General features: G+C 72.2%; 30 protein-coding genes. 16 read left to right on the forward strand and 14 right to left on the reverse strand.

Annotation, left to right across the window (positions count from 1 at the left end; genetic code table 11):
• The 4 genes from AB0J87_RS07440 to AB0J87_RS07455 form a co-directional block, all read right to left on the reverse strand.
• Positions 1–645 carry a response regulator transcription factor gene (locus AB0J87_RS07440; protein WP_355206532.1) on the reverse strand — a complete coding sequence of 215 codons (645 nt, stop codon included), beginning with the start codon at positions 643–645 and terminating at the stop codon, positions 1–3.
• 122 nt (positions 646–767) lie between these two features.
• Positions 768–1,703: a sensor histidine kinase gene (locus AB0J87_RS07445; protein ID WP_363965020.1), complete on the reverse strand. Its 936-nt coding sequence runs from the start codon at positions 1,701–1,703 to the stop codon at positions 768–770.
• A gap of 44 nt (positions 1,704–1,747) precedes the next feature.
• A complete protein-coding gene (locus AB0J87_RS07450; protein ID WP_363963170.1) occupies positions 1,748–2,137 on the reverse strand; it encodes a PPOX class F420-dependent oxidoreductase in 390 nt (129 codons plus the stop codon).
• 34 nt (positions 2,138–2,171) lie between these two features.
• Positions 2,172–3,080 (reverse strand): aryldialkylphosphatase, encoded by a 909-nt coding sequence (locus tag AB0J87_RS07455; RefSeq protein ID WP_363963172.1) that lies wholly within the window; start codon positions 3,078–3,080, stop codon positions 2,172–2,174.
• Between the two features lie 150 nt (positions 3,081–3,230).
• On the opposite strand from AB0J87_RS07455, the gene AB0J87_RS07460 reads away from it, so the two are divergent.
• Both AB0J87_RS07460 and AB0J87_RS07465 read left to right on the forward strand, forming a co-directional pair.
• Positions 3,231–3,686 (forward strand): TIGR02611 family protein, encoded by a 456-nt coding sequence (locus AB0J87_RS07460; protein WP_363963174.1) that lies wholly within the window; start codon positions 3,231–3,233, stop codon positions 3,684–3,686.
• A gap of 54 nt (positions 3,687–3,740) precedes the next feature.
• Positions 3,741–4,685: a hypothetical protein gene (locus AB0J87_RS07465; RefSeq protein ID WP_363963176.1), complete on the forward strand. Its 945-nt coding sequence runs from the start codon at positions 3,741–3,743 to the stop codon at positions 4,683–4,685.
• Here the strand turns inward: AB0J87_RS07465 and AB0J87_RS07470 are convergent.
• Entirely contained in the window at positions 4,680–5,000 is a 321-nt protein-coding gene (locus AB0J87_RS07470; protein ID WP_363963178.1) for a co-chaperone GroES, read from the reverse strand. The two genes, AB0J87_RS07465 and AB0J87_RS07470, sit on opposite strands and share 6 nt — an antisense overlap.
• A 47-nt stretch (positions 5,001–5,047) precedes the next feature.
• A complete protein-coding gene (locus tag AB0J87_RS07475; protein WP_363963180.1) occupies positions 5,048–5,968 on the reverse strand; it encodes an endonuclease/exonuclease/phosphatase family protein in 921 nt (306 codons plus the stop codon).
• Between the two features lie 63 nt (positions 5,969–6,031).
• Here AB0J87_RS07475 and AB0J87_RS07480 point away from each other — a divergent pair, with 63 nt between their 5' ends.
• Both AB0J87_RS07480 and AB0J87_RS07485 read left to right on the forward strand, forming a co-directional pair.
• Positions 6,032–7,285, forward strand: a complete 1,254-nt coding sequence (locus AB0J87_RS07480) for an ArgE/DapE family deacylase (protein ID WP_363963182.1) — start codon at positions 6,032–6,034, stop codon at positions 7,283–7,285.
• 61 nt (positions 7,286–7,346) lie between these two features.
• A complete protein-coding gene (locus AB0J87_RS07485; protein ID WP_363963184.1) occupies positions 7,347–7,946 on the forward strand; it encodes a helix-turn-helix domain-containing protein in 600 nt (199 codons plus the stop codon).
• Between the two features lie 53 nt (positions 7,947–7,999).
• On the opposite strand, the gene AB0J87_RS07490 is transcribed toward AB0J87_RS07485, so the two are convergent.
• Genes AB0J87_RS07490 through AB0J87_RS07500 form a run of 3 tightly spaced genes read right to left on the reverse strand, consistent with a single transcriptional unit; the run spans position 8,000 to position 10,883 of the window.
• Complete coding sequence (locus AB0J87_RS07490) at positions 8,000–8,797, reverse strand: ABC transporter ATP-binding protein (RefSeq protein WP_355206402.1); 798 nt, start codon at positions 8,795–8,797, stop codon at positions 8,000–8,002.
• Positions 8,797–9,804, reverse strand: a complete 1,008-nt coding sequence (locus tag AB0J87_RS07495; protein WP_363963187.1) for an iron chelate uptake ABC transporter family permease subunit — start codon at positions 9,802–9,804, stop codon at positions 8,797–8,799. Before AB0J87_RS07495 ends, AB0J87_RS07490 begins: the two co-directional genes overlap by 1 nt.
• The gene (locus AB0J87_RS07500) at positions 9,801–10,883 is read right to left on the reverse strand and encodes an iron ABC transporter permease (RefSeq protein WP_363963188.1); all 1,083 of its coding nucleotides are present in this window, start codon (positions 10,881–10,883) and stop codon (positions 9,801–9,803) included. The genes AB0J87_RS07495 and AB0J87_RS07500 overlap by 4 nt, the downstream gene beginning before the upstream one ends.
• A gap of 85 nt (positions 10,884–10,968) precedes the next feature.
• Between AB0J87_RS07500 and AB0J87_RS07505 the strand changes: the two genes are divergently transcribed.
• On the forward strand, positions 10,969–11,982 hold the full coding sequence (locus AB0J87_RS07505) for an ABC transporter substrate-binding protein (RefSeq protein WP_363963190.1): 1,014 nt from the start codon (positions 10,969–10,971) through the stop codon (positions 11,980–11,982).
• Here AB0J87_RS07505 and AB0J87_RS07510 read toward each other — a convergent pair.
• Both AB0J87_RS07510 and AB0J87_RS07515 read right to left on the reverse strand, forming a co-directional pair.
• Positions 11,966–14,383 carry a helicase-associated domain-containing protein gene (locus AB0J87_RS07510; RefSeq protein WP_363963192.1) on the reverse strand — a complete coding sequence of 806 codons (2,418 nt, stop codon included), beginning with the start codon at positions 14,381–14,383 and terminating at the stop codon, positions 11,966–11,968. The two genes, AB0J87_RS07505 and AB0J87_RS07510, sit on opposite strands and share 17 nt — an antisense overlap.
• Positions 14,384–14,463: 80 nt before the next feature.
• The gene (locus tag AB0J87_RS07515) at positions 14,464–14,958 is read right to left on the reverse strand and encodes an ATP-binding protein (protein WP_363963194.1); all 495 of its coding nucleotides are present in this window, start codon (positions 14,956–14,958) and stop codon (positions 14,464–14,466) included.
• 377 nt (positions 14,959–15,335) lie between these two features.
• Between AB0J87_RS07515 and AB0J87_RS07520 the strand changes: the two genes are divergently transcribed.
• The 6 genes from AB0J87_RS07520 to AB0J87_RS07545 all read left to right on the forward strand — a co-directional run bounded on the left by AB0J87_RS07520 (position 15,336) and on the right by AB0J87_RS07545 (position 18,707).
• Positions 15,336–16,157 carry a helix-turn-helix transcriptional regulator gene (locus tag AB0J87_RS07520; protein WP_350741585.1) on the forward strand — a complete coding sequence of 274 codons (822 nt, stop codon included), beginning with the start codon at positions 15,336–15,338 and terminating at the stop codon, positions 16,155–16,157.
• A complete protein-coding gene (locus tag AB0J87_RS07525) occupies positions 16,158–16,394 on the forward strand; it encodes a DUF397 domain-containing protein (RefSeq protein ID WP_185072716.1) in 237 nt (78 codons plus the stop codon).
• Between the two features lie 88 nt (positions 16,395–16,482).
• Positions 16,483–16,740: a hypothetical protein gene (locus tag AB0J87_RS07530; protein ID WP_350741570.1), complete on the forward strand. Its 258-nt coding sequence runs from the start codon at positions 16,483–16,485 to the stop codon at positions 16,738–16,740.
• A 43-nt stretch (positions 16,741–16,783) separates the two neighbouring features.
• Positions 16,784–17,542: a hypothetical protein gene (locus AB0J87_RS07535; RefSeq protein ID WP_350741572.1), complete on the forward strand. Its 759-nt coding sequence runs from the start codon at positions 16,784–16,786 to the stop codon at positions 17,540–17,542.
• 20 nt (positions 17,543–17,562) lie between these two features.
• Positions 17,563–18,444: a maleylpyruvate isomerase family mycothiol-dependent enzyme gene (locus tag AB0J87_RS07540; RefSeq protein WP_363963197.1), complete on the forward strand. Its 882-nt coding sequence runs from the start codon at positions 17,563–17,565 to the stop codon at positions 18,442–18,444.
• Positions 18,444–18,707, forward strand: coding sequence for a sigma factor (locus AB0J87_RS07545; RefSeq protein ID WP_355206387.1), 264 nt, complete (start codon positions 18,444–18,446; stop codon positions 18,705–18,707). The genes AB0J87_RS07540 and AB0J87_RS07545 overlap by 1 nt, the downstream gene beginning before the upstream one ends.
• A gap of 4 nt (positions 18,708–18,711) precedes the next feature.
• Here AB0J87_RS07545 and AB0J87_RS07550 read toward each other — a convergent pair whose 3' ends face one another.
• The 3 genes from AB0J87_RS07550 to AB0J87_RS07560 form a co-directional block, all read right to left on the reverse strand.
• Positions 18,712–19,296, reverse strand: coding sequence for a histidine phosphatase family protein (locus AB0J87_RS07550; protein ID WP_363963199.1), 585 nt, complete (start codon positions 19,294–19,296; stop codon positions 18,712–18,714).
• 38 nt (positions 19,297–19,334) lie between these two features.
• Positions 19,335–20,243 (reverse strand): TIGR03621 family F420-dependent LLM class oxidoreductase, encoded by a 909-nt coding sequence (locus AB0J87_RS07555; RefSeq protein ID WP_363963201.1) that lies wholly within the window; start codon positions 20,241–20,243, stop codon positions 19,335–19,337.
• 64 nt (positions 20,244–20,307) lie between these two features.
• A complete protein-coding gene (locus tag AB0J87_RS07560; protein WP_363963203.1) occupies positions 20,308–20,952 on the reverse strand; it encodes a hypothetical protein in 645 nt (214 codons plus the stop codon).
• A 96-nt stretch (positions 20,953–21,048) separates the two neighbouring features.
• On the opposite strand from AB0J87_RS07560, the gene AB0J87_RS07565 reads away from it, so the two are divergent.
• The 5 genes from AB0J87_RS07565 to AB0J87_RS07585 all read left to right on the forward strand — a co-directional run bounded on the left by AB0J87_RS07565 (position 21,049) and on the right by AB0J87_RS07585 (position 25,768).
• The gene (locus tag AB0J87_RS07565; RefSeq protein ID WP_363963205.1) at positions 21,049–21,831 is read left to right on the forward strand and encodes a phytanoyl-CoA dioxygenase family protein; all 783 of its coding nucleotides are present in this window, start codon (positions 21,049–21,051) and stop codon (positions 21,829–21,831) included.
• Positions 21,824–22,780, forward strand: coding sequence for a phosphotriesterase-related protein (locus AB0J87_RS07570; protein ID WP_363963207.1), 957 nt, complete (start codon positions 21,824–21,826; stop codon positions 22,778–22,780). Before AB0J87_RS07565 ends, AB0J87_RS07570 begins: the two co-directional genes overlap by 8 nt.
• Positions 22,777–23,979 carry a cytochrome P450 gene (locus tag AB0J87_RS07575; protein ID WP_363963209.1) on the forward strand — a complete coding sequence of 401 codons (1,203 nt, stop codon included), beginning with the start codon at positions 22,777–22,779 and terminating at the stop codon, positions 23,977–23,979. Before AB0J87_RS07570 ends, AB0J87_RS07575 begins: the two co-directional genes overlap by 4 nt.
• The gene (locus AB0J87_RS07580; protein WP_363963211.1) at positions 23,976–24,803 is read left to right on the forward strand and encodes an SDR family oxidoreductase; all 828 of its coding nucleotides are present in this window, start codon (positions 23,976–23,978) and stop codon (positions 24,801–24,803) included. Before AB0J87_RS07575 ends, AB0J87_RS07580 begins: the two co-directional genes overlap by 4 nt.
• A gap of 107 nt (positions 24,804–24,910) precedes the next feature.
• Positions 24,911–25,768 carry a Gfo/Idh/MocA family oxidoreductase gene (locus AB0J87_RS07585; protein ID WP_363963213.1) on the forward strand — a complete coding sequence of 286 codons (858 nt, stop codon included), beginning with the start codon at positions 24,911–24,913 and terminating at the stop codon, positions 25,766–25,768.
• The last annotated feature ends 33 nt before the right edge of the window (positions 25,769–25,801 follow it).

A 25,801-nucleotide genomic window follows, 5' to 3' on the forward strand; every position in this document is an offset into this window, starting at 1 on the left:
TCACACGCTGAGCCCGGCTCGCATGGCGAAGACCACGAGCTGGGCCCGGTCCCTGGCATGCAGCTTGAGCATGGCGCGGCTGACGTGGGTGCGGACGGTGTCGGGGCTGATCACCAGCTCCTTGGCGATCTCCTCGTTCGACCGGCCGGTGGCCACCCACGCCACCAGCTCCCGTTCGCGGGGCGTGAGCGTCTCCAGCCCTTCGACCGGCTCGGTGCCGTGCCGCCCGAACAGCCCGATGACCTTCTTCGTGATCGCCGGTGAGAGCAGCGCCTCCCCGGCGGCCACCACGCGTACGGCGTTGACCAGCTCCTCCGGGGCGCTGTCCTTGAGCAGGAAGCCGCTGGCGCCGGCCTGGAGGGCGGCGAAGACGTACTCGTCGACGGCGAAGGTCGTCACCACGACGATCCTGGTGGCGCGCAGTTCGGGGTCGTCGGCGATGGCCCGCAGCACGGCCAGGCCGTCCATGCCGGGCATGCGGATGTCGAGCAGCAGGACGTCGGGGCGGGTGCGGCGGATCAGCGCGAGCGCGGCGGCGCCGTCGGCGGCCTCGCCCACGCACTCCATCCCGGGCGCGCGCTCCAGCAGGGCCCGCAGCCCCATCCGCACGACCGCCTGATCGTCGGCGACGGCCACCCTGACCACGCCCTCAGGGGAGGTCGCGCCGTCCGGGACGGTTGCGCCGTCCGAGGGGATCGCGCCGTACGGGGCAGTCAGGCCGTCCGGGGAAGAAGCCCGGTTTGGGGAGGGAGCGCCGTCCGGGGTGGTCACGCGGAGGTCCGGGGGAACCGGGCGGTCACCTGGAAGCCGCCGCCCTCGCGCGGTCCCGCGGCGAGATGGCCGCCCGCTTCGGTGACCTTGGCACGCATCCCGGCCAGCCCGCGCCCCTCGCTCCCGCCCGTACGGCCGACACCCCGATCGGCCACCTCCACCACGAACTCGCCCGGACCCCCGCCCACCCGCACGAGCACTCTGGTGGGCCCCGCGTGCCGCAGGACGTTGGTCAGCGACTCGCGCACCACCCCGTAGACGGTGGCCTGGAGATGGGCGGGCACGGCGAGGTCCGCGGGCTCGACGTCCACCGGCACGCCCGCCGCCCGGACGCCGTCGATCAGCCCGGCGAGGTCGGCCCCCGGCGGGTCGATGCCGTCGAGCGCCGCCCGCAGCTGGGCGAGCGCCGTCGTGCTGGTCTCCCTGATCGCTTGCAGCGAGGCGCGCGCCTGCTCGGGGTCGTCGTCCAGGGTGACGAGCGCGATCCCGGCCTGCATGGCGATGGCCGCCAGCCCGTGCCCGGCCGCGTCGTGCACCTCTCCGGCGATCCTGGCCCGCTCCGCCGCCAGCAGGTCGGGCCCGGCGCCGTCGGCGGAACGCACCGTGGTGAGCCGGTGGGGCTGGGCGGCGGGGATGCCCCACGCCGGCTCGGCTCGTACGGACTCGGCGAAAAGCGGCGGCTCAGCGAAAGAGAACGACGGTGGCTCGGCGCGTACGGACTCCGTGGAGAACGGCGGCGGCTCGGCCTCCGCCGCGGCGGCAGCGGCCGCGGCGCGGGCCTGGGCGAGGCCGCTGAACGACCACGGGACGGCCAGCCAGCCCGCCCAAGCCAGCATGATCACGACGGGGACGTCGCCGACCCGGGTCAGGCGTGACAGGGCGGCGAGCGGCCGGCGCAGGCGGCCGGCCCTGTGCGTCTGCTCCGTCACCATCCCCACCCGGCCAAGGTTCGCGTTGCCCCGATCCTAGCGAGCTTTCACAGGTTCCGGGTCTGGCGCGGGCCGTCCAGCCCCCACGAGGTGATCTTCCTCGGGGTGATCCTGATGATCTCTCTCGAGAAGTACGGCACGGGCGGGTCGACGTCGCTCAGCGCCTCCGCCGTGCCCCTGATCTCGATGCCGCGCACGACCCACGGATCGACCGAGGCCAGGTCGTCCACGACGAGCGCGACGGTGCTGCCCTTCCCGACGTTCCTGAACTTCTTGGACACCCCCATGGCGTGCCCGCCGATGGTGATCGTGCCGGTCCCGGCGTCGACGAAGAAGCCGACCGGGTTGTTCTGCACCTGCCCGTCGGGCGACACGGAGGCCAGCCGGCCGAGGTGCTGCGAGGACAGGTAGTCAAGTTCCGCTGATGTGAAGGTCATGCAGGCGAGTCTGCAACCTTGACATTGGTTGGGGTCAAGCCATTCCGCCTGTGAGCCAGCGCACCGGGTTCGCGGTGGTGATGAGGCCGATCGTGTCCTCGCCGACGCCCGCCTCGCGCAGGCGCGGCAGCAGCGCGTGGAAGAGGTGCGCGTAGCCCGGCCCGTCGTACTTGCGCAGCTGCGCCACCCGGCTCAGCCCCGTGCTGATCAGCAGGCGTTCCGCGTGGCCGTCCTCGATGAGGCCGAGCGCGATCCTGGCCGCCTGGTCGGCGCCCAGGCCGAGCACGCCCAGGCTCACGTACGCGCCCGCCTCGGCGATCTTCCTGGCCGCGCCCAGGTCGGTGCCCGCGTAGCCGACGGCCACCCGGGAGCCCGGCAGGCCCTGGCCGAGCAGGATCTCCAGGAGCGCGGGGGCGTGCGCGCCGTGCGTGGCGACGGGCAGGCGCGACTTCAGCGAGGCGCGGGCGGCGGCGACCAGGCAGCGCTCCTCGCGCGGCGTCGGCTCGGCGCCCCAGGTGCCGACCTCGCCGATCACGCCGGGGAAGACGCCCATGTCGTCCACGCCGCTGAGGATCTCGTCCATGAGGCGGGCGGTGAGCGTGTCCACGTCCGCGTCGCCGACGTCCGTGAACGGCTCGGCGAACAGGCCGGTCGAGGCGATCACCGGCACCCGGCTGCCGGCCGCCATGCGGGCCAGGGCGGCGGCGTCGCGGCCCATCCCCATGCAGGTCAGGTCGACCACGAGACCGAGGCCGTCGGCCTGGCGCAGCTCGCGGAGCTCGGCGGTGACGGCCTGCTCCTCGTCGAGCCACCGGTACGGGTCCGAGTCGATGCCGACGGCCCAGCGCATGTCGGTACGCAGGTGCTCGTGCGGGAGGACGGGGCCGGTGATGGCCGCGGCTCGTACAGGGCCGGTGACGGTGCGAAGCAAGACCTCGGGCATAGCAGACATTAACCGATGTTTGCCGGAAGTAGCCTCTTCTGGCGGGAAATTTTGCCGTTCGGAGGGTTTCAGGCCTTGCTAGTCGCCTGCAAGTCGGCACCCAGTGAGGGCCCGTATCCTGGATGGCACACCGACTGCCGGGGGGGAATTGTGCAGGTTCAGAACTCCGACACCGGCGACGCCGACATGCTCAAGGGCGAGGCCGCCGAGCATTCCAGCATGCCCGAGCGCCGTACGGGCCTTCACGGGTGGCTGGACGGGATCAGGTCCACGCGCACGGGCGCGCTCACGCTGAAGATCGTGTTCGGCGTGATCGGGACCGTCATGGTGGTGGCCGGGCTGATCATGGTGCCCTTCCCCGGGCCGGGGTGGGCGGTCGTGTTCGCGGGGCTGGCGGTGCTGGCCGTGGAGTTCCACTGGGCCCGCAGGGTGCTGGAGTTCGGCAAGCGCACGCTGCACGCCTGGATGGAGTGGTACAAGCGGCAGGGCTGGCTGGTGCGCGTCGTCGTGCTCGTCGTGACGGTGGCCGCCGCCGCGGTGATCGTCTACTTCGGGCTGCGCACGCTCGGCTTCGACGCGATCGCGTTCGTCCGGGGTCACATATAGATCGGTCCGGTATACCGGCCCGATATTCCATGCTTTCCTGCCTATTCTGCGGGCGTGATCGCCAAAATCGCCATCGCGCTGTCCTTAACGCTTTCCGGCCACGCGTCCGCCGGGTTCACGGGTCCCGCCGCCCGGGCGGACCTCGTCCTCCCCGGGACCGCAGGCGTGAAATATCGCGAAACAACGGGTGATCCGGTACGCCTGACCGCCTACGGCCTCGGCACCAAGCGCACCTACCTCAGGTCCACGACCGGGAGCACGTTCACCTGGCAACAGGCGCTGTCCGAGGTGTCCGTCGCGCCCGGCGGCCGGCTGACGGCAGGCGTGCCCAGGGCGTACCGGTCGGGCTACGACTCCCTGATCGTCACCGACCGCACCACGGGCGCCGCCGGCCGGATCCGTACGGTCAAGAAGCCCTTGACGGCTTCCTACGCCTCCTGGTCCCGCGACGGGAAACGGGTCGCGCTCACGGTCGAGCAGAAGACCGGCGGCACGTGGCGCGTGATCGGCTACACCGTCGTGGACGTGGCCGCCAAGACCGCCCGCACGATCAGGGTCACCGGCCTGAGCGCGAAAGCGGGCTTCTGGTGGAGCCCCGACGGCAACCTCGTCTCCATGTACGGCACCGGCCTGCGCGTCTACCGGGCCTCGGACGGCGCGGTCCTGCGCACTTACGCCGGCGTCGGCCTGCCGACCGGCCCCGAGGACTCGTTCTCGCCGTCGGGCACCCGCCTGACCACCTGGTGCCCGGCACGCTTCAAGGAACAGCTCTGCCTGGTCGACCCGGCCACCGGCAAGATCGCCCAGCGGGTGAACGCCCGGCCGGAGGCGCTGTTCGGCTGGTGGGACGACAGCCACGTCATCGCCGTCGTGGCACGCGGCACCGCCTACCGGCTGGTGGTGCTGGACCTGACCGGCAAGGCGACACGCGTGCTCGCGGAACTGCCCCGTACGACGTGGGCCGCGGAACTCTGGCTCTCCTTCACCCGAGGATCATAGATAGAGGCCGGTGCCGTGGTCGGTCTCCTGGGTGGCCACCGCGTGCAGATCGCGCTCGCGCATCACCAGATAGACCTGCGCGTGCACCTCGACCTCGGACTGGTCTTCCGGGTTGAAGAGCACCTTGTCGCCCACCTTGACCGAGCGCACGTTCGTACCGACGCCGCACACCTCGCCCCAGGCCAGCCGGTTGGCCAGTTTGACCGTCGCGGGGATGACGATCCCGGAGCCGCTGCGCCGCTCCTGTGCCTCCGGCTCCAGCCTGATCATGACCCGGTCGTGCAGCATCTGAATTTCGAACTTGGGCTCAACCACAGCCCAAGTTTACGAGTCAGGACACCCCCGAGACTCCGGAAGCGCGATCACGGCAGCCTGAGCTCGGCGAACACGGGCCGGTGGTCGGTGCCCCGCAGAGGCAGCACCTGGAACTCCCGCACCGCCATCCGCGAGTCCGCCAGCACGTGGTCGATCGCCACACCCGGCAGATCCACCCGCGAGCCCTCCTGCGGCCAGGTCGCCACGAATCCCCGCCCCATGACGTCGGCCGCGTCCCGGTAGCCGCTCGCCAGCAGGGCGCGTACCGGCAGGTGGTCGAGCGTGGCGTTGAAGTCGCCCGCCAGCACCCGCAACTCCTTGCCCGCGGGCGGCAGCGCCTCCAGGCCGGACTGCCAGCACGGCTGCCGCCCGATCCGCTTGGGCGCGCACGGGTGCACCGACACGATCTCCACGCGGGCCCCGCCGGGATGCCTGAGCCAGGCCCTGGCCTGCCCGAAGCCGCCGAAGTTGATGGCCTGCCCGGCCGTGAGCGGGTGCCGCGCGTACACGGCCGACCCGCCGACCCCCTCCCGCGGCCGCGTGACGGCGTACGGCAACAGCGCGCGCACCCCCGCCCGGTCCAGCCGCCGCATGGCGTCCGGCGTGAACTCCTGCAACGTCAGCACGTCCGGCCGCAACCTGCTGATCAGCGCCATCAGCTCCGCCGTGTGGGCCCGCCCCACCAGCAGGTTCGCCGCGAGCACCCGCAGCACCGGCCCGTCGGCGTCGGGGTTGCCGTCGACCAGGGCCCGGGGGAGCACGGCCGGCACCAACGCCAGCACCGTGACGAGCGCGACCGTGCCCGCCGCCCACCGCCGCAGCACGCAGGCCAGCGCCAGGCTCACCGCCGCCGCGCACACCGCGTACGGCGTGTACGCCACCACCGGCACCCACGGCCAGTCCGGCTCGAACCCGCTCAACCGCACCGCCGCCCACCCCGCGAACGGCACCACCACGATCCAGCTCACCCATGTCCGCACGCCTTGTATCGCCACAAAGCGCGATTCGGGTTCATGAGTAAGGTGTGCTCCATGCGCGACGTGGAGGCAGGCGTCCTGAACGCCATCGACGAGGTCGAGACCGTGAGCCTGCTGGCCGAGACCGTCGGCGTCCCCAGCGTGACCGGCACCGACGCCGAGTCCGAGCTTCAGCACCGCTTCGCCCGCCTGCTCACCGAGGCCGGCATGGACGTGGACGTCTGGAAACTCGACCTCGCCGGCCTGGCCGCCCGTCCCGGCTTCCCCGGCACCGAGGCGCCCAGGAGCGAGGGGTACGGCGTCGTGGCCGTCACCGAGGGCGAAGGGTCGCCGGCGCTCGCGCTCCAGGGCCACGTGGACGTCGTCCCGACCGGCGACCTGGCCAAGTGGGAGGGGCACGACCCGTTCGCCGCCCGGATCACCGGCGACGTGCTGCACGGCAGGGGCGCCTGCGACATGAAGGCGGGCCTGGTCGCGAACCTGGCCGTCGCGCGGGCGATCAAGAAGGCCGGGGTCAGGCTGGCCAGGCCGCTGGCGGTGCACTGCGTGATCAGCGAGGAGGACGGCGGGCTCGGCGCGTTCGCCACGCTCGCGCGGGGGCACACGGCGCAGGCCGCGGTCATCACCGAGCCCACCAGCGGCGCGGTCATCACGGCCAACGCGGGCGCGCTGACCTTCCGGCTGGAGATCGCCGGTCGGGCCGCCCACGGGGCCACGCGGCACGAGGGGGTCAGCGCGGTCGAGGCGTTCTGGCCGGTGTTCGAGGCGATCAGGCGGCTGGAGGCCGAGCGCAACCGGGACGTTCCCGGCCTCTTCCGGGGCGACGGAGCGCCGTACCCGATCGAGGTCGGCACCGTGCGCGCGGGCGACTGGGCCAGCACCGTGCCCGACCTGCTGGTCGCCGAGGGCCGGCTCGGGGTGCGGCTGGACGAGGACCCGGCGGCGGCGCGGGCCGCGTTCGAGGAGGCGGTCGCCGACGTCGCCGATCCCTGGCTGCGCGCGAACCCGCCGGTGGTGACGTGGCCCGGCGGCCAGTTCGCCAGCGGCCGGCTGCCCGCCGGGCACGCGCTGCTGGACGAGGTCGGCCGGGCGGTCGCCGACGTCACGGGCGCGCGGCCCGCCGAGGCGGCGGCGCCGTACGGGAGCGACCTGCGGCTGTACGCGGCCGGCGGGATCCCGACCCTGCACTACGGCCCCGGGGACGTGCGGTACGCGCACGCCCCCAGGGAACAGGTCGAGCTGCGGGAGCTGCGCGAGGTCACGCGGGCACTGGCACTGCTCGTTGTGCGCCGCTGCGGAGCACTCTGAGCAGGGTCCCCGGGCTCATCAGCGACGGCGGCGGGCGCTGAAATGGACTAGAGTCCGAATCATGTCGGAGTCACTGGAGCTTCTGGTCGGCCAGCCGGTGAAAGAGCGGGCGGACGCGGCGCGCAACCGGGAGAAGGTGCTGGCCGCGGCCGCCCGGCTGTTCGCGGAGAAGGGGGTGGAGGCGGTCTCGATGGACGCCGTCGCCGCGGAGGCCGGGGTGGGCAAGGGCACGCTCTTCCGGCGCTTCGGTGACAAGTCGGGGCTCGCCGTGGCACTCCTGGACGATCGCGAACGCGACCTGCAGCAGCGCGTCCTGTCCGGCCCGCCGCCCCTCGGGCCCGGCGCTCCCGCGTCCGAGCGGCTGGCCGCCTTCGTGGCCGCCTACCTCGATTACCTCTTCGCCCACCTGGACCTGGTCCGCATGTCGGAGACCGCCAGCCCGGGGGCCCGCTACCGAATCGGGGCCTACCGCTTCTGGCACAGGCACGTCGCGATCCTGCTGGCCGAGTGCCGCCCGGGCGGCGACGCGGACCCGCTGTCCCACACGCTGCTGGCCGCGATGGGCGCGGAGGCGGCCGCGGCCCTGAAGGACGCCTACGGCCCCGCGCGTGCGGCCACGGCCATCACCACCCTCGCCACCGCCCTCACCACCGCCCCCTGACCTCACCGCCCGGCCCGCCGAGCCCGCGGGCCGGTCGTCGGCGGGGTGGTGGGTCAGGCGGAGGTGGAGATGCGGCGGCGGGATTCGGGGACGATGAGCGGGGTGCCGGACTGCGGGTCCGGGATGATCTCGCAGCGCAGGTCGAACACCCGGTGCACCAGCTCAGGCGTGACGATCTCCGTCGGATCCCCCTCCGCGACGATCTCGCCGGCCCGCATGACGATCAGGTGGGTCGCGTACCGGCAGGCCTGGTTCAGGTCGTGCAGGACGGCCACCATGGTGCGTCCGGCCTCGTGCAGGTCGGCGCAGAGGTCCAGCACCTCGATCTGGTGGGAGATGTCCAGGAACGTGGTCGGCTCGTCCAGCAGCAGGATCGGCGTCTCCTGAGCCAGCGCCATGGCCAGCCACACCCGCTGCCGCTGCCCGCCCGACAGCTCGTCCACGATCCGGTCGGCCAGCTCCGCCACGTCGGTGGCGCGCATGGCCTCGGACACGGCCGCCTCGTCGGCGCGCGACCACTGCCGCATGAGCCGCTGGTGCGGGTAGCGGCCGCGGGCCACCAGATCGGCCACGGTGATCCCGTCGGGCACGACCGAGCTCTGCGGGAGCAGGCCCAGCCGCCGCGCCACCTCCTTCGACGGCAGCGACGTGATCACGCTCCCGTCCAGGTGGACGGCGCCGGACTTCGGCTTGAGCATCCGGGCCAGGGCGCGCAGCAGGGTGGACTTGCCGCAGGCGTTCGGGCCGATGATCACGGTGAAGGACTCGTCGGGGATCGCCACGCTCAGGTCGGCCGCCACGACGCGCTGGTCGTAGGCGAGCGTGAGATCGGTGCCTGACAAACGGGCCATCAGTGGCGGTCCTTTCGCAGGAGCAATGCGAGGTACGTGCCGCCGATGGCGGCGGTCAGCACGCCGACGGGCAGCTGGGTGGGGGCGAGGACGCGCTGGGCGGCCAGGTCGGCGACGGTCAGCAGGACGGCGCCCATGAGCGCCGAGGCCCCCATCGTCACCCCGGCCGAACGCGTGAGCCGCCGGGCGAGCTGCGGTGCGGCGAGCGCGACGAAGACGACGGGCCCCGCGGCGGCCGTGGCCACCCCGGACAGCAGCACGCCGGCCGTGATCGCCACCGCGCGCACGACCTCCACCCGGATCCCCATGGCCTTGGCCGCGTCGTCGCCCATCTCGATCATCCGCATCGGGCGCGCCACGAACGCGCACACCGGCAGCAGCACGGCCAGCGCCAGCGCCACAGGGATCGCGTGATCCCAGCCGCGCCCGCTCAGGCTGCCGGTCAGCCAGGCGCCCGCGGTGGCCGCGTCGTTGATGTTCGCCCTGGTCAGCAGGTACGAGTTGACCGCCAGCAGCAGCGCGTTCGCCCCGATGCCGACCAGGACCAGCCGGTAGCCCTGCACGCCTCCGCGGAAGGCCAGTGCGTACACGAGCACGGCCGTGAGCACGCACCCGGCCAGCGCGCCACCGGCGATCGCCATCGCCGAGCCGCCCGTCACGACGGCGACGATGCCGCCCGTCGAGGCGCCGGCGGTGAAGCCGATGAAGTCGGGGCTGCCCAGCGGGTTCCTGGTGAGGCTCTGGAAGATCGCGCCGCTCACCCCGAACGCCGCGCCGACCAGCAGCCCGGTCACCACGCGAGGGGCGCGCAGCTTGTTGACGATCAGCTCGGCGACCGGCGTGCCCTGGCCGAAGAGCGCGGAGACGATGTCGGGCACGGGCACCGTGAACTCACCCGTCGAGATGGCCGCCACGGTCACCGCGCAGGCGACCACGACGAGGATCGCGCCGACGAGCAGGGCGCGGGGCGCGAGCCGTACGGACCAGGGGCCGACGCGGACGGTCACAGCGCCGCCACCCGCCTGCGCCTGGCCAGCATGATGAAGATCGGCGCGCCGATCACCGCCCACACGATCCCCACCTGCACCTCTCCGGGCCGGGCGATGACCCGGCCCACCACGTCGGCCGCCAGCAGCAGCACCGGCGCGGCCAGCGCGGAGTAGGGGAGCACCCAGCGCTGGTCGGGCCCCACCACCGCGCGCACGGCGTGCGGCACGATGAGCCCCACGAACCACAGCGGCCCCGCGGCGGCGGTGGCCGCGCCGCACAGCAGCGTGACGGCCACCCCGGTGAGGATCCTGGTACGGTTCACGGCCACGCCGAGCGCCCTGCCCGCGTCGTCGCCGAGGGCGAGCAGGTTGAGCGGCCTGGCCAGCAGCAGCCCCAGCACCAGCCCGGCCACCATGAACGGCGCCAGCCGCACCAATGCGTCGGCCGTCTGCCCGGCCAGCGACCCGGTCAGCCAGAACCGCATCCGGTCGAACGTCTGCGCGTCCATGCGCAGGATGGCCGAGGCCACCGCCGTGCACACCATGCCGAAGGCCACGCCGGCGAGCGCGAGGCGTACCGGGCTGGAGCCCGAGCGGCCCGCGGAGGCCAAGGCGTAGACGACGGCGGAGGCCAGCGCGGCGCCGCCGAACGCGAACCAGACGTAGACCGTCGGATCGGACAGCCCGAACAGGCCGAGCGCCAGCGTCACGCCGAGCGCGGCCCCCTCGTTGATGCCCAGCAGGCCGGGGTCGGCCAGCGGGTTGCGGGTCAGGCTCTGCATGAGCGCCCCCGCCAGGCCGAGCGTCGCGCCGACGCCGAGGCCCAGCAGCGTACGCGGGACGCGCAGCTCGCGGATGACCGTGTGGTCGTTGGAGCCGTTCGGGGCGAGGAAGGCGTCGATCACCGTCGAGAACGACACGGACCGCGCCCCCAGCGCCACGCTCGCCATCGCCACGAGCACCAGCACGCCCACCGTGACGACGAGCCCGGTGACGAGCACGAAGGCCCTTGCGGCGGGAGCGGGGCGGCCGGTGGCGGGCGGATCGTCCTCCACGGCCCCCCAGCGCGGCGGGGACGTGTCTTCAGCCGGGCGCACCCGACCCCCTCTCGTAGCGGTCAAACTTAGGCAAGGCTAATCTAAACGCCCAGTAATCAGGCAAGCCTAACCTTAGGAGATGTACATGTCGGGACCGGTTCTGCCTCGCAGGGGTTTTCTGGCGTCCGCCGCGGGCCTCGCGGCAGCCCTGACACTGGCGGCGTGCGGCGGCGAGCCGGCGGCCCCCGGCGGGTCAGCCGTTCCCACCGCCTCGTCCTCCACCGCACAGAGCTGGACGTTCACCGACGACCGCGGCAAGAAGGCCGAGCAGCCCAAGACCCCGTCCAGGATCGTCGCCCAGGTCGGCGCCGCCGCCGCCCTGTGGGACTTCGGCGTGCGCCCCGTCGCCGTGTTCGGCCCGCACAAGCTCAAGGACGGCTCCAAGGACCCGCAGGTCGGCAACGTCGACATCACCAAGGTCCAGGGTCTCGGCAACGTGTGGGACGAGTTCAACGTCGAGCAGTACATCGCGCTCCAGCCCGACCTCCTGGTCAGCAGCATGTACATCAAGGGCACCCTCTGGTACGTGCCCGAGAAGTCGAAGGACACCATCGAGCAGGTCGCCCCGACCGCGGGCATCATGCTGACCGGCCGCAGCGCCACCCAGGTGATCGGCAAGTACGAGGAGCTGGCCAGGTCACTCGGCGCCGACATGCAGGGCGTGCCCGAGGCCAAGGCCCGCATGGAGGCCGCCACCAAGGAGCTCGCGCAGTTCAAGAATCTCAAGATCCTCATGATGTCCGGCGGCCCCGACGCGATGTGGGTGGTCAACCCGCCGGAGTACCCGGACATCGTGCACCTGATGGATGCGGGCCTCGACGTCGTCAAGCCCGCGAAGGTGGACGAGGGCGGCTTCTTCCAGACGCTGAGCTGGGAGAACGCCGACGAGTACGACGCCGACGTGATCCTCTACGACACCCGCACCCAGTCGCTCAAGCCCGAGGAGATGATGAAGAAGCCCACCTTCGCCAAGCTCCCCGCGGTCAAGGCCGGCCAGCTCTACCCGTGGAACGCCGAGGCGCCCTACAGCTACCAGGGCTACGCGGCCTTCCTCGAAGGGCTGGTGGCCAACCTGAAGAAGGCTAAAGAGCTCCCCTGACCTCGACGATCTCGGCGAGGGGGAACTCGAGGTAGTCGCCCGCCTCCTCGCACCACGCGTCCAGCGCGCCGCCCTTGAGCTCGCCGTGGCTGATCGTGGCGGTCAGCCCGTCGGTGAGCGTGATGCCGGCGCGCACGCCCCGGTCGACCACGAACCCGAGCAGCGACTGCTGGGCCGTCGGCAGCCTGGTGGCCATCCTGCCGATGATCGCCCACGTGCGGCCGTTCCTGTCGTCCGCGGTCCGGCCGGCGGTGACCAGGCGGCGGGCATGCTCGTACGGGTCGGGCGTCGGCTCGGCGAGCATGTAGGGGACCTCCAGCTCCGCGAGGCCGGGGAACTCCGACAGCTCGGCCACCTGGCCGCCCGGCAGCAGGATCAGCTTGCCGTTCGGCGGCTCCTCGGGCCTGGCGCGGTGGATGGTGATCTGGCCGGTGTCGGCGACGGGCACGGGGGAGTAGCCGACCTCGCGCAGCGCGGCCAGCGTGCGGTCGGCGGGCGCGGCGCTCACCAGCACCGTGGGCGCGAGCAGCCGCAGGCCCAGCCGGCCGAGCCGCCGGTGCGCGGCGATCTCGGCCAGCAGCGCGGGGTCGCCGGCCTGGACGACGCATCCGACGGTGGTGACGGTGACCTCGCCGTGCCTGCGCGCGGTGTCGCGTACGAGGTATTCGAGCGGCTGCGGGATCGTGCCGACCCCGGCCAGCTCGTCGAGCAGGGCGTCGGCGTCGTAGCCGTGGTCGAGCGCCCGGCGCACGCTCTCGGTCGTGAACCGCCACACCGAGGCCGCGCCCCGCGACTCGCGGTCGGCGGCCCGGTCGAGCAGCGCCGCCAGCTCCGCCGACGGCGGCCCGGTCACGACCGCGGTCAGGTCGGGGCCGAACAGCGCGCTCCTGCGCACGCTGGCCAGCGCCCTGGTGGCCGCCTCTGCCAGCACGGGGTCGTGCTCGACCATGGGCACGGCGTCGTCGTTCTCGTCGCCCGGCCCGGCGACGAGCCCGGCCATCGCCCGGCCGAGGTCGGTGATCGCGTTGTTGGCCAGCAGGCCCAGCAGCGTGGCCTCGTCGAGCACGGCGGGCGCGCAGGCCAGCAGCAGCTCCAGGTCGAGCAGCGGCGCGTGCCAGTGGACGTTGGCCACGAGGCTGTCACGGTCGGCGAACGCCGTGCCCGCGGGCAGACCGGACAGGACCGGCAGCACGGCCCTGCGGATCCTGGCGACCGCGCTGCCCGAGGGGTCGTCGCCGAGCACGGTGCCGTACTTGCCGTCGACCTTGCGCAGCGACGTGCGCTCCATGCGCCACCAGGCCGCCAGCAGCACCCGCAGCCGCGCCGAGCCCTCGTCGAGCCGCCACCGGTCGAAGCGCTCGGTGGGGATCATGCCGCCCGACTGCTCGTCCCAGGCCAGCAGCCTGGCCACCGCGCAGACCTCCAGGAGCAGCCGCGTCTCGTCCTCGTCGCAGCCGGTCTCCTTGGCCACCCTGCGCACCTCGCGCACGCCAACGCCGCCGGTCTTGAGCAGGGGCAGCGGCGTCTTGGCGGTGTTGTCGAGCAGGGCCGCGCACCGCTCGACCACGTGCGGCGCGGCCAGCGTCATCAGGTGGTCGACCTCCTCGGGGTCGACCGGGATCGTGGCCACCTCGGGAGCCTCGGGCCTGAAGGCCGGGTGGTAGCCGGGGCCGCGCAGGCAGATCGCCACCTCGCGGGGGATCTCCGCGACGTGCCAGCTCGGGCGGAAGAGCAGGCCGTGGTCGGCGCACCACTTCTCCGGCGTGCCGGGGGTGACGAACCGGCCGCCGTCGACGTTGAGCGCCGGGCCCTGCCAGGCGACCCGGTCGAGCAGCGGGATCGTGCCGTCGGGGGCGTTGCGCAGCAGCGCGTTGAGGCGTTCGCGGTCGGCGAGCGCCTCGGTGACGCGGGTGATGACGCGGCGCTTGTGGCCGTGGGAGGACAGGCCGAGGTTGCGGGCCAGCGCGTGCAGCGCGTCGTTGCCGATCGACCAGGAGTTGAGGTAGTGGTCCAGCGGCTCGCCCAGGCTGAGCGGGGCGGACCACCAGCGGGCGACGCCCTCCGCGAGATGGATGACGCCGTCGTCGCCCGGCCAGGCCAGCGCGTGGTCGTACAGGTGCTCCAGCCAGGGGGTCACCTCGTCGACCGGCGCGTCCACGAAGCCGGCCAGCCGCTCGGCCGTGGGGCGGGTCATGGCCAGGGCGGCCTCGGCGAGCTGCAGGCAGGGCAGCGGCAGGGCCCGCAGGGTCTCCATCACGGCGAAGCCGTTGCTCAGCCGCTGGGCCAGGGTGTCGAGCCGCCGTGGCCAGGGAGCGGCGATGGCGTCGGGCCTGTTGGCCAGGACACGGCCCAGCCTGTCTTCGTTCAGTTTTCGCAGCCAGCCGAGCAGGTGATCTTCCATCTGTGAGCAACTCTCATGGGGTCGCACGCGGGGACTCACCGTGAGCCATGAGCATCCACGGTAATGCAGATCACCCCCGGTCAGGAGAGGACTGCCCAGACGATCTTCCCGTGGGGTGCAAGTGCGGACCAGCCCCAGCGGAGGCTGAGTGATTCGACGATGTGGAGTCCGAGGCCGCCGGTGTCAAGGGGGCCAGGGTATCGCAGCACCGGCACCGATGAGCCTGGATCGGTGAATGCGCCGGTCACGAGGGGCCCCCGGCGGACGAGGGACATGTGGACGGGGCGCTGGCAGTGGGGCTCGTCCAGATGCAGGCCGTGGCGCAGCGCGTTGGTGGCGAGCTCGGAGACCACCAGCTCCATGTTCTCGGCCAGCTCGGCGAGCCCCCACCCGGACAACGTGCCGGTGGTGAAGCTGCGGGCCGAGTGGACCGAGGCGGGGCTGGGCGGGAGCACGAACGTGGCGCTCGCGGACGGGCCGGGGACCAGCAGATCGCGGGCCGCCTCCGGCCACCAGCCGACCGGAGGCCACCAATCGAACGTGGTCCACTGGCCGGGCGCCGTGGTGGATTGCACGTGATCATTCTGCGACAAACTCTCGTGCAGGTGCAAGAGCGAATGCACGTGCAGACAACCTGTGCACGCGCTACCGTTGCCCTCAAATGGTCAATATGGGGGAAAGGGGATCTTGTCCGCGGCCCATGATCTTTCGGCCGTGAAGTGACAGACTGTACGTGCATACCCCGCAACATGCGGTGGGCGGCCGACCGCGGCTCACCGTAAGTGCAGACTCCGGTACTTATGGCGATCCGCTGGGCGCGGCCCACCATAGGTGCATACTCCGCTACTTGCGGTGGACCGCCGAACGCGGCCCACCGCGTCGCAAGGAAACGAACAAGGAGCAGCACGTGTCCATTGATCCGCCCGGTTCTGCTTCGACCGTTCGGCGCATCATGCTGGGGGCGAGTCTCAGGCGCCTGCGTGAGGCCAGCGGGCTCGACCGCGGACAGGCCGGATTCCACATCCGGGCGTCCGAGTCCAAGATCAGCCGGATGGAGCTCGGTCGGGTCGGTTTCAAGACACGTGACGTGGAAGACCTGCTCACCCTGTACGGCGTCGTCGACGATGCCGAGCGCCGTGCCCTGCTGGAGATGGTTCGCGAGGCCAACACCCCCGGGTGGTGGCACAAGTACTCGGCCGAGCTGCCTTCGTGGTTCACCACTTACGTGGGCCTGGAGGAGGCCGCCGAGATGATCCGCACCTACGAGGTGCAGTTCGTGCCCGGTTTGTTGCAGACCGCCTCGTATGCGCGATCGGTATTCCAGCTTGGCAACCCCGGTCTGAGTCCGGACAAAATCGAGCGCCGCGTGCATATGCGCATGCAGCGTCAGGAGCGCTTCACCCAGAAGGACGGACCCCGCCTGTGGGCCGTCATCGACGAGGCAGCGCTCAAGAGGACCATCGGCGGGCGGGAGGTCATGGCGGAGCAGCTCCAGCATCTGCTGGAAGTGGCTGCCCTTCCCAACATCACCATTCAGGTGATGCCCTTCAGGTTCGGCAAGCACGCCGCTGAAGGGGGCGCGTTCAGCATCTTGCGGTTTCCCGAGTCCGACTTGTCGGACGTTGTCTACGTCGAGCAGCTATGGGGTGCCCTGTACCTGGACAAACGCGAGGACATCGACCCGTACCTCACGGCCATGGAGCAGTTGTGCGTGGAGAGCACCACGCCAGGGGGCACCGTCGAGCTCATCGGCGGTCTTCTCAGAAAGATGTAGATGAACCAGACCTACAACGGCATGCCCGCGGCGAACCTGACTCAGGTCGCCTGGCGCAAGAGCCGCTACAGCAACTCGCAGGGCAACTGCGTGGAGCTCGCCGAGCTTCCTGACGGGGGGATCGCGGTCCGCAACTCGCGCTTCCCCGACGGCCCTGCCCTCATCTATACCCGCGACGAGATCCGGGCCCTGGTGCTCGGGGTTAAGGACGGAGAGTTCGACGGCCTGCTCGTTTAACAGCCTTGTAACCTCCGGCGCGCCCGCTTAACGGGGGCGCGCCGGAGGCTTAACAGCCCGGCCTTCTGTTGCCGCGAGGATCAGGGTCATGCTCGACCAGATGACCCTGTATCCGATCGCCGACGACGTGCTGTTCGCACCCGGCGGCAAGGTCGTGATCCGTACGTATGGAGTGGCGCCCGCCACCACGGGGGCCTCCGTCTCTTACCGGACCTGGGTGACCGGCATCCGCGACCAGCCGCGGTACTGGCACTGGGGCCACTTCGAGGACGCCGCCTCCGGGCACCGCAGGGTCCTGGAGTGGCTCACGGGGCGGGGGCCGCAACCTTCCCAAGCGCTGACCTGATCGCTATCCTCGTGCCAAGCAACCGCTTGGTAGAGGAGGCGTGGTGCGGCGCGCGATCCACCTGATCGAGGAGGTCGACTTCCGGCCGATGAACTCCAGGCGGCCCCTGGAGTACCTCACCTGGCTGACCCGCTACAAGCGCGAGGACGAGAGCCGTGCCGCGCCCTCGCTCACCTCCGGCATGTCCATCAGGTCCCGCGAGATCGACCTGGTGGGCGCCTTCTACGCCGTCGGCATCACCGGCCATCCGCAGTTCAAGGCCGTCACGCTGTGGGACTGCCACGGCGGGTGGGACGGCGGCTGGCGGCAGATGATGGAGATCTACCAGGGCGTCGACGAGCGGCTCTTCCTGTCCGACATCGACGACCTGCGCTTCTCCGCCTTCTCCCGGCCTCTCGGCGCCGTGCCCGGCTGCCCGCCGCTGTCCGAGGCGCCCGCCGCCGAGCTCTACCTCTTCGAGAGCGCCCGGGTCCGCCCGGGGGCCGCGCTCGACTACCTGCACGCCGTGCGCACCGAGCGGGCGCCGCTGCTCGCCGAGCACGGCCACACCCTGGTCGGGCTGTACGAGGTGCTGTTCTGCGACACCGAGGCCGTCACCGTCTGGGCCGTCTCCCTCGACGATCACCTGGCCACCCAGCGCGCCCGCGACGCCGCCCTGGGCCTCGACGACGAGGTCGCGCCCGATTCCCGGCTTCTGGACTGGAGCAAACGGGCTCGCGACTATCTGGAAGGCCCCTGGCGTGAGACGCTTCTGGCACCGTTCCCCGGTTGCCGCCTGGCGCCGGAGGTCCCGCCGGGTTAGCGTCGGCTGCGGAGGTGGCCATGACGGACTCGTACCTCTCCAACGGGCAGAGCCCCGACGAGCACGTCGCCGCGTGCCCCGACTGTCGCGCCGCCATCGCGCTGCTCGACCATCCCGACCCGGCGGCGGAGCCGCCGCCCACGCTGCGCGAGGCGGTGCTGTCCAAGGCGCGCCGCCGCCGCAGCCCGGCTGTGCTGGGCGTGTCGTCCGTGGTGGTCCCGTACGCGGAGCAGGTCGCGCTCATGGACGACCTGCTCGGCGAGCTGAGCGGGCCCCAGTGGGAGGCCCCGATCGCCGGGCACGGCACGGTCAGGGGGCTGATGGAGCACCTGGCGGCCAACGACGCGACCGTGGCCCGGTTCATGGGCGTGCGCGGCATGAGCGGCCTGCCCGTGCACCGGCGCTGGCGCGAGCAGGCCGGCAGCCTGCTCGAACGGGTCTCCGCCGGCAGCGAGGTGCTGCTCGGCGTCGAGGTCGCGCTGGCGGGAGCCCGGCCGGCCCGCGCGCCGCTGCGCCAGGCCCTGATCCAGCGCACGTTCGAGACGTGGACGCACGCCGACGACATCAGGGCCGCCACCGACCGCTCCCAGGAGCCGCCGCGTCCCGAGCACGTGCACATGATCGCCGAGTTCGGGCTGGCACTGCTGCCGCGGGCGATGCGGGAGCCGCGCCGCGACATCTCGGCCACCGTCGTGCTGACCGGGCCGGGCGGCGGCACCTGGACGATCCCGCTGTCGCCCACCTCCGACCACGTCGCCGTGCTGCTGTCGGCCGGGGCGGTGGACTTCTGCCGGCTGCTGGCCAACCGCCGGCCGCCCGACTCCTTCCCGTACGCCGCCGAGGGCGACTCCGCCCTCGCCCGCGACATGATCAGCGCCGCCGCCACGTTGGGGTGCGATTGATGAGCGATTTGGAACTGTGCACGCGGCTGACCGCCGGTGACCTCGACGCGCTGGCCGACGCCTACGACCAGCACGGATCGTACGTGTACGGGGTCGCGGTCAGGGTCACCGGCAGCCAGGCGCACGCCGAGGAGATCACCCAGAACGTGTTCACGGCCCTGTGGGAGCAGCCGCTCTCCTACGACCCCGCGCTGGGGTCGCTGCGCGGCTGGCTGGTCAGCCGGGCCCTGCACGAGTCGGCCGTGCGCTCGAAGGTCGGCTGACCGGTCAGCTGATCGGGGCGTTCCAGGTCAGGAGCACGGGCTCGGCGTGCTCGAAGCCGAGCCGCGAGTACGTGCCCGTGTCCAGCTTCAGCAGCCTGCCCTCCTCGGGCCCGAGGCCCAGCCAGCGGGCGGCCAGCACGCGCAGGAAGTGCCCGTGCGCCACCAGCGCCACCCGCCCCCCGGCCTTCCTGGCCCGCTCGATCACCCGGTCGGCGCGGGCGGCGACCTGCTCGGCGCTCTCCCCGGGGTGCTCGGCGTCGCCGGGGATCACGCCGTCCCGCCACAGGTACCAGCCGGGGTGGCTCTCGCGGATCTCCGGCGTGGTGATCCCCTCGTAGCCGCCGTAGTCCCACTCCCACAGGTCCGGGTCCACCTCGTAACCGGTCAGGCCGGCCAGCTCCGCCGTACGCCGTGCGCGCTGGGCGGGGGAGACCAGCACCAGGTCGAACGACTGCCCCTTGACCAGCGGCGCCAACGCCCTGGCCTGGTCCTCGCCGTGCTCCGTCAAAGGCAGGTCCGTACGTCCGGTGTGCTGACCCGCCTTGCTCCATTCGGTCTCACCGTGCCGGAGCAGCAGCATCTCTTCCATGGAGTCCATCATCCGGTATGCCCGATTCCGGCCCGGCGTCAGGTGGCGAGCTCCTCGACGACGGGGGAGAAGGCGTCCAGGTCGCGCTCATGATGCACCACGAAATACGAAATATCGTGCTCATCCCGCCAATAGCGGAGCTTGTCGATGATGTCGGCGCGAGTCCCGAGCAGGACCTGCGGCGTCTCGCCGAGCGACGAGCTGTCGGCCGCGCTCCACGCCTCCTCCGCCTTCCGCTCGCCCACCTGCACCACGCTCGTCCCCAGCTCCAGCGCGTCGTAGCGCTCGCCCGCGGCCTCGCGCACGATCTCGATCTTCCTCAGGAACGCCGCCGGCCCGCCGTCCCGGTCGTCGGGCCCGCTCCCGTCCGGCCGGACCCGCATCCCGAGGTTCACGACGTCCGCCTCTTCGGCCGCCAGCCGCAGCATGCGCGGCCCGCCTCCGCCGAGCGCGATCGGCGGGCGCGGCCTCCGTACGGGCTTGGGCTGCTGGTCGAGGCCGTCGATGCGGTAGTGCTTGCCCTGGAAGCTGAACGGCCCGTCCCCCCAGAGCCCCTTGAGCACGGCCACGGCCTCCCGCAGCCGCGCCACCCGCACCCCCGGCGGCTCCAGCGTCAGCCCGGCCCCGTCGTAGTCGCGCGCCATCCACCCGGTCCCGATCCCGACCTCCAGCCGCCCGCCGGACAGCAGGTCGAGCGTGGCCGCCTCCTTGGCCAGCACGGCCGGATGCCGGAAGTCGTTGGCGAACACCAGCGTGCCGACCCGCAGCCGGGTGGTGGCGCAGGCGGCCGCCGTCAGCGCGGCGATGGGGGCGAACCTGGGGCCGACGAGATGGTCGGGCACGAGGAGCACGTCGTACCCCTGCGCCTCGAGCCGTCGCGCCTTCTCCGCCCACGCCGCGCCCGACCCGGCCTCCCGCACCACCGCCCCGAACCTGAACCGCCGCACGATGCCTCCCATCACGTTGAGCAAGCGCTTGGGCGACACTGTACGCGCCGACCGGCCACGCGGGTCAGCGGGAGGGGAGGGCGAGGGCGATGCCGGTGGTGGCGGCCGTGAAGACGAGCCAGGCCACGCCGCCCACCGCGCCCGGGAGCCCGGCGATCCAGGCGACCGGGATGAGGAACGGCGCCACGATCATGGCGATGGCCGCCCACTTCGGCGCGGCGCTGCGGAGTGCGGCGACCCCCAGCAGCACGAACCCGAGCAGGCTCAGGAAGAACGTGAACCCGAGGATCGACGTCGGCATCCCCTCGCTCAGCTGCGTGACGAGCCGGTTCGTGGTGGGCACGTCGAGCCCGGCCTTGGCGGCCGCGTAGATGGTGTCGTCGGAGGTCAGGCCGAAGGGCAGGGCCATGGCGAAGGCGAGGATCATGCCCACCAGCCCCAGCACGGGCCGCCCCGACCGGGCCACCTTGCTCACCGCGAAGATCGCGGGGATGAGGGTGACGGCGCCGAGGGCGGCGACCCAGCTCCAGAGCGCGTACGCGCCGAGGTCGGCGACGATGGCGCGGATGTACGGTTCGCCCTCGGCCGTGGCGTCGAACGGGCCGAGCAGGAGCGACACGGCGACGGTGAGCGGTGAGATCGCGGCGCAGGCGATCATCGCGCTCCGGGTGAAACCGGCGGTGGAGGAGGTTGTCTCAACTGTGGTCATGCCCCGAGGGTGAGCCCGCGTGGCGGTGCGTGCATGAGTATGGGCTACTCAAATCGCGGGTTTACCAAGCGCTTGCTTAGGTGACAGACTGGGGGCATGGAGATCCCGGTGCGCCAGGTGACGGACGACGAGGCGGCGTTCTTCGGCGAGCACGGCTGGGTGCGGCTCGGCCGGCTGATCGACCCGGGCACCGTCGAGGCCCTGCGTGAACGCGCCACCGGCTTACTGAACGGCCGGTCCAGGAGCCACGAGACGCTGGTCGACGAGGCGTTCGGGCAGTCGAGGGACATCGCGGCGAGCGACGAGATGTTCGGCGCGCTGACGTCGAGCCCCGAGATGGGGCGCAACGCCGTACGGCTGCTGCGCGGCGTCCGGGCCGTGCGCGTGCAGGTCACCAACCTCCTGGTCAAGGAGGCGGGGGAGCACGGCGCGACCGAGTTCCACCAGGACTTCCCCTGGATGCCGATGGACCGCTCGGCCATGCTGACCGTGTGGCTGGCCCTCGCCGACGTGCCCGCCGACATGGGGTCGCTGCGCTTCTACGACCGTTCGCACCGGTACGGGCTGCTCGGCCGGAGCTTCACCCGCCCGGGGGACGACCAGCTCACCCAGCACCCTTGGCTCAAGGAGCTGGAGCTGTCGCCGCCGCTCGACCTCAAGGCGGGCGACGCCACTGTGCACCACGCCCTGACCGTGCACGGCGCGCCCGCGAACCGCCGAGACAGCCCGCGCCTGTCGTTCACCGTCACGTACTTCGACGCCGACGCCCTCTACACCGGCCTGCCCTACCGGCAGACCGACGGGCTCGGGCTCGAGGTCAACCGGCCGTTCGAGCACGAGAGATTCCCCGTCGTGAGCCTCGGAGGCCGGGATGCCTGAGACCTTACGGGGGCCGGTGGCGGAGCTCGGGGCGACGCTCATGCACGAGCACGTCTTCGGGCTGAGCCCCGAGATCCTGTGGAGCTGGCCGGACATCCCCGAGGGCTGGGACCTCGAGACGCGGGCGCGCGAGGCGGCGGGCAAGCTCGACGCGCTCAAGGCCGAGGGCATCGACACGATCGTGGACCTGACCGTGGTGGGGCTCGGCAGGTACATCCCCGCCGTCCAGCGCGTGGCCGAGCTGACCGGCGTGAACATCGTGGCCGCCACCGGCCTGTACACCTACGATGCCCTGCCGCCGTACTTCGCCAACCGGGGCCCGGGGTCGCTGTTCGGAGGGCCGGACCGGCTGGCCGAGTTCTTCGTACGGGACATCGTCGAGGGGATCGGCCGGACCGGCGTCAAGGCGGCCATGCTCAAGTGCGCCTCCGACCACCTGGGGATGACCAAGGGCTGCGAGCGGGTGTTCCGGGCGGTCGCGCAGGCGCACCTGGAGACCGGTACGCCGATCACCACGCACTCCCACAGCGCCTCCAGGGGCGGCCTCGAACAGCAGCGCCTCCTGGGCGAGCTCGGCGTGGACCTGGGCAAGGTGGTCATCGGGCACGCCGGGGACTCCACGGACGTGGCCTACCTGGAAGAGCTGATCGCCAACGGCTCCTACCTCGGCATGGACCGCTTCGGCATCGAGACGATCAGCCCGTTCGAGGACCGCGTGGAGATCGTGGCGAAGCTATGCGAGCGCGGACACGCCGGAAAAATGGTCCTAAGTCACGACTCATACTGCTTCAACGACCGCTTCGACGCCGACGTCGTACGGCGGCGCCACCCCAACTACCACCTTCTCCACGTCCCCCGCGACGTCGTTCCCGAGCTCCGCAAGAGGGGCGTCACGGACGACCAGGTCCACCAGATGCTCGTCGACAACCCGCGGAGGATCTTCGCATGACCGGTGACATCGAGGACTTCGACGTCAGCGCGGACTGGCACGTCGCCGCCCCGTACGACTTCCTTCGCGGGCTGCGCCGGGAGCGGCCGGTCTTCCGCAGCGAGCACCTCGGCGCGTACGTCCTGACCCGCTACCCCGACGTGCGGGCGGCCTACGGCGATCCGCGGCGCTTCTCCTCCAAGGGCTCGCTCACGATCTCCCGCAGCCTCACCCGCGAGACCAGGGAGAAGCTGGGCGAGCACGGCTCGTTCCTGTCCAGCTTCGTGGCGAACGTGGACCCGCCCGACCACACCCGCCTGCGCCGGTCGGTGTCGAAGGCGTTCACGCCGCGCGCCGTGGCGGCCATGGAGCAGGAGTTCCGGCGGCTCAACGAGGACCTGCTCGACCGCCTGGAGCCGCGCAGGAGCGCCGACTTCGTCGGCGAGATCGGTCACGAACCGTCGATCAAGCTGACCGCCCGCTTCATCGGCGTGCCCGAGGCCGACGAGGCGTTCGTGCAGGCGCACGTCAAGGACTGGTTCCAGCTCTTCCTGTCGCCGCAGCCGCCGGAGCGCCAGCTCGAACTCGCCGGCAGCTTCCTGACCTATCTCGACTACGTGGACCGCCTGGTCGCCTCCCGGGCCAAGGACCCGCAGGACGACTTCACGTCCCTGATGACCTCCCTGATCGGCGCGGAGCTGACCCATCGCGAGGTCGTCGAGCTGATCTCCACGATCCTGCTCGGCGGCAACGACACCGTCCCCAACCAGCTCGGCAACACCGTCCTGCGCCTGCTGCGGGAGGGCGCCTGGCCGGTGCCGCCCGACCTGGTCGCGAACGCCGCCGAGGAGTGCATGCGCATCGACGGCGCGTCGCTGGGCTCGTTCCGCTACGCCGTGACCGACATCCCCCTGCACGGCGTCACGATCCCGGCCGGAGCCCTCGTCCTGCTCTCCACCGACTCCGCCGCCCACGACGAGAGCGTCTTCCCCGAGCCCGAGCGCTTCCTGATCGACCGGCCGAACGCCGCCGAGCACATGGTCTTCGGCTACGGCATCCACTTCTGCGTCGGCGCCGCGCTCGGCCGCCTGCAGCTGCGCACCGCGCTCGACGTGCTCGGCCGCCGCCTGCCCGGCCTGCGGCTCGTCCCCGGCGAGCCGGTCGCCCACCGCAGGTCGATCGTCGGCCGCGGCCTGACGTCCCTGGCGGTGGAGTGGTGAGCGGCCGCCCCTCGGGCCGGTTCGACGGGCGGGTCGCGATGGTGACGGGCGCGGGCTCGGGCATCGGCGCGGCCTGCGCGGCGCGCCTGGCCGCCGAGGGAGCCTGCGTCGGCGTCCTGGACCTGCGCGCGGCCGGGGCGAAGTCCACCGCGGCCGCCATCCGCGCCCACGGCGGCACGGCCATGGCCCTGACCTGCGACGTCTCCGACGAGAAGCAGGTGGAGGAGGCGGTCGCGGCCCTGGTGACGTCGTTCGGCCGGGTGGACGTCCTGCACTCCAACGCCGCCGCGCTCGATGCCGGCGTCTACGGCCGCGACCGGGATCTGGACTCGCTCGACGTCGGGGTCTGGGACCGCACGATGGAGGTCAACCTGCGCGGCGCCATGCTCATGGTCAAGCACACGGTGCCCGCCATGCCGGACGGCGGCGCCATCGTCCTCATGTCGTCGGTGTCCGCCCTGGTCGGGGACGAGGTCCACGCCGCGTACGGGGCCTCGAAGGCGGCCCTGATCGGCTTCACCCGTTACGTGGCCACGATGTACGGCTCCCGCGGCGTCCGCTGCAACGCCGTCGCCCCCGCCCTCGTCCTCACCCAGGCCGCTCAGCTGGCCCTGAGCCAGGGGCAGCTCGCCGACAAGGCCGCCGAACGCCTCCTGCCGTGGCCGTGCACCCCCGACGACGTCGCGAACCTGGTGTGCTTCCTCGCCTCCGAGGAGGCCCGCTGCATCACCGGTCAGACCCTGACCATCGACTCCGGCACCCTGGCCCACCGCCCGCAGCACGCCGTCCAGCGCCGGCGCGATCTGAACGACGGGCCCCACTGACGCCGATGGGCGGGCGCCGCGCGGGGCACCCGCCCATCGAGCCACCGGCCGTCATGCCGGTGGTGTGGGAAGATCCTCCCCATACGTGCGGTAACAGGGGAGGTCTCATGGAGCCGGTGGCGGTCGGGCTGGTCGGAGCGGGCCCGTGGGCCGAGATGGCGCACGCGCCGATGCTGTCCAAGGGGCCGCACACGCGGCTGGCCGGGGTGTGGGCCCGCCGTCCCGAGGCCGCCGCCCGGCTCGGAGCACCGGTGTTCGAGCGCGTCGAGGAGTTGTTCGACGCCTGCGAGGCCGTGGCGTTCTGCGTGCCGCCCGCCGTACAGGCCGAGCTCGGCGTCCGCGCCGCCCGCGCGGGCAAGGCACTGCTGCTGGAGAAGCCGCTCGCGGACACGCTGGACGGCGCGCGGCGCCTGGCCGAGGCCGTCGCGGAGGCGGGCGTCGCCTCCCAGCTGGTGCTCACCCTGCGGTACGCCCCCCAGGCCCGCGCCTTCCTGGCCCGGTGCCGCGAGATCCAGCCGTTCGGCGGCCACGCCGCGAACATCTCCGGCACCCTCCTCGGCGACCACCCCTTCGCCACCCCCTGGCGGCTGGAGCGCGGCGTGCTGCTCGACGTCGGCCCGCACGTGATCGACCTGCTGGGCGCCGCGCTCGGCCCGGTGACCGGCGTGCGCGCGCACGGCAACTCGCTCGGCTGGACCGGCCTGCTGCTCGAGCACGAGGGCGGCGCGGTCTCCGAGGCGTCGCTGTGCATGGCCGCGGTCGGCGACCTGCCGCCCGCGACGTTCGCCGTGTACGGCCGCACCGGCAGCGCCGTGCTCCCGCACTTCGACGACGACCCCCTGGACACCATAGCCGAGGAGTTCGCCGGAACCGTGCGGAACGGCGGCGGCCACCCGCTCGACGCCGCACACGGGCTCAGGCTCCAGGAGCTCATCGCCGAGGCGGAGTCCCAACTGGCCCCTTGACGCCGCGGGCATCCGGAGGATTGATAGCGTTTG

The sequence above is a fragment of the Nonomuraea sp. NPDC049625 genome (assembly GCF_040675285.1).
GTDB classification, from domain to species: domain Bacteria; phylum Actinomycetota; class Actinomycetes; order Streptosporangiales; family Streptosporangiaceae; genus Nonomuraea; species Nonomuraea angiospora_A.

Coding starts and splice junctions, on each gene's coding strand:
- AB0J87_RS07445 (WP_363965020.1), bottom strand. CDS start 1,703: ATGGTGACGGAGCAGACGCACAGGGCCGGCCGCCTGCGCCGGCCGCTC.
- AB0J87_RS07450 (WP_363963170.1), bottom strand. CDS start 2,137: ATGACCTTCACATCAGCGGAACTTGACTACCTGTCCTCGCAGCACCTC.
- AB0J87_RS07455 (WP_363963172.1), bottom strand. CDS start 3,080: ATGCCCGAGGTCTTGCTTCGCACCGTCACCGGCCCTGTACGAGCCGCG.
- AB0J87_RS07480 (WP_363963182.1), top strand. CDS start 6,032: ATGCGCGACGTGGAGGCAGGCGTCCTGAACGCCATCGACGAGGTCGAG.
- AB0J87_RS07485 (WP_363963184.1), top strand. CDS start 7,347: ATGTCGGAGTCACTGGAGCTTCTGGTCGGCCAGCCGGTGAAAGAGCGG.
- AB0J87_RS07490 (WP_355206402.1), bottom strand. CDS start 8,797: ATGGCCCGTTTGTCAGGCACCGATCTCACGCTCGCCTACGACCAGCGC.
- AB0J87_RS07505 (WP_363963190.1), top strand. CDS start 10,969: ATGTCGGGACCGGTTCTGCCTCGCAGGGGTTTTCTGGCGTCCGCCGCG.
- AB0J87_RS07510 (WP_363963192.1), bottom strand. CDS start 14,383: ATGGAAGATCACCTGCTCGGCTGGCTGCGAAAACTGAACGAAGACAGG.
- AB0J87_RS07520 (WP_350741585.1), top strand. CDS start 15,336: ATGCTGGGGGCGAGTCTCAGGCGCCTGCGTGAGGCCAGCGGGCTCGAC.
- AB0J87_RS07525 (WP_185072716.1), top strand. CDS start 16,158: ATGAACCAGACCTACAACGGCATGCCCGCGGCGAACCTGACTCAGGTC.
- AB0J87_RS07530 (WP_350741570.1), top strand. CDS start 16,483: ATGCTCGACCAGATGACCCTGTATCCGATCGCCGACGACGTGCTGTTC.
- AB0J87_RS07540 (WP_363963197.1), top strand. CDS start 17,563: ATGACGGACTCGTACCTCTCCAACGGGCAGAGCCCCGACGAGCACGTC.
- AB0J87_RS07545 (WP_355206387.1), top strand. CDS start 18,444: ATGAGCGATTTGGAACTGTGCACGCGGCTGACCGCCGGTGACCTCGAC.
- AB0J87_RS07550 (WP_363963199.1), bottom strand. CDS start 19,296: ATGGAAGAGATGCTGCTGCTCCGGCACGGTGAGACCGAATGGAGCAAG.
- AB0J87_RS07560 (WP_363963203.1), bottom strand. CDS start 20,952: ATGACCACAGTTGAGACAACCTCCTCCACCGCCGGTTTCACCCGGAGC.
- AB0J87_RS07565 (WP_363963205.1), top strand. CDS start 21,049: ATGGAGATCCCGGTGCGCCAGGTGACGGACGACGAGGCGGCGTTCTTC.
- AB0J87_RS07570 (WP_363963207.1), top strand. CDS start 21,824: ATGCCTGAGACCTTACGGGGGCCGGTGGCGGAGCTCGGGGCGACGCTC.
- AB0J87_RS07575 (WP_363963209.1), top strand. CDS start 22,777: ATGACCGGTGACATCGAGGACTTCGACGTCAGCGCGGACTGGCACGTC.
- AB0J87_RS07585 (WP_363963213.1), top strand. CDS start 24,911: ATGGAGCCGGTGGCGGTCGGGCTGGTCGGAGCGGGCCCGTGGGCCGAG.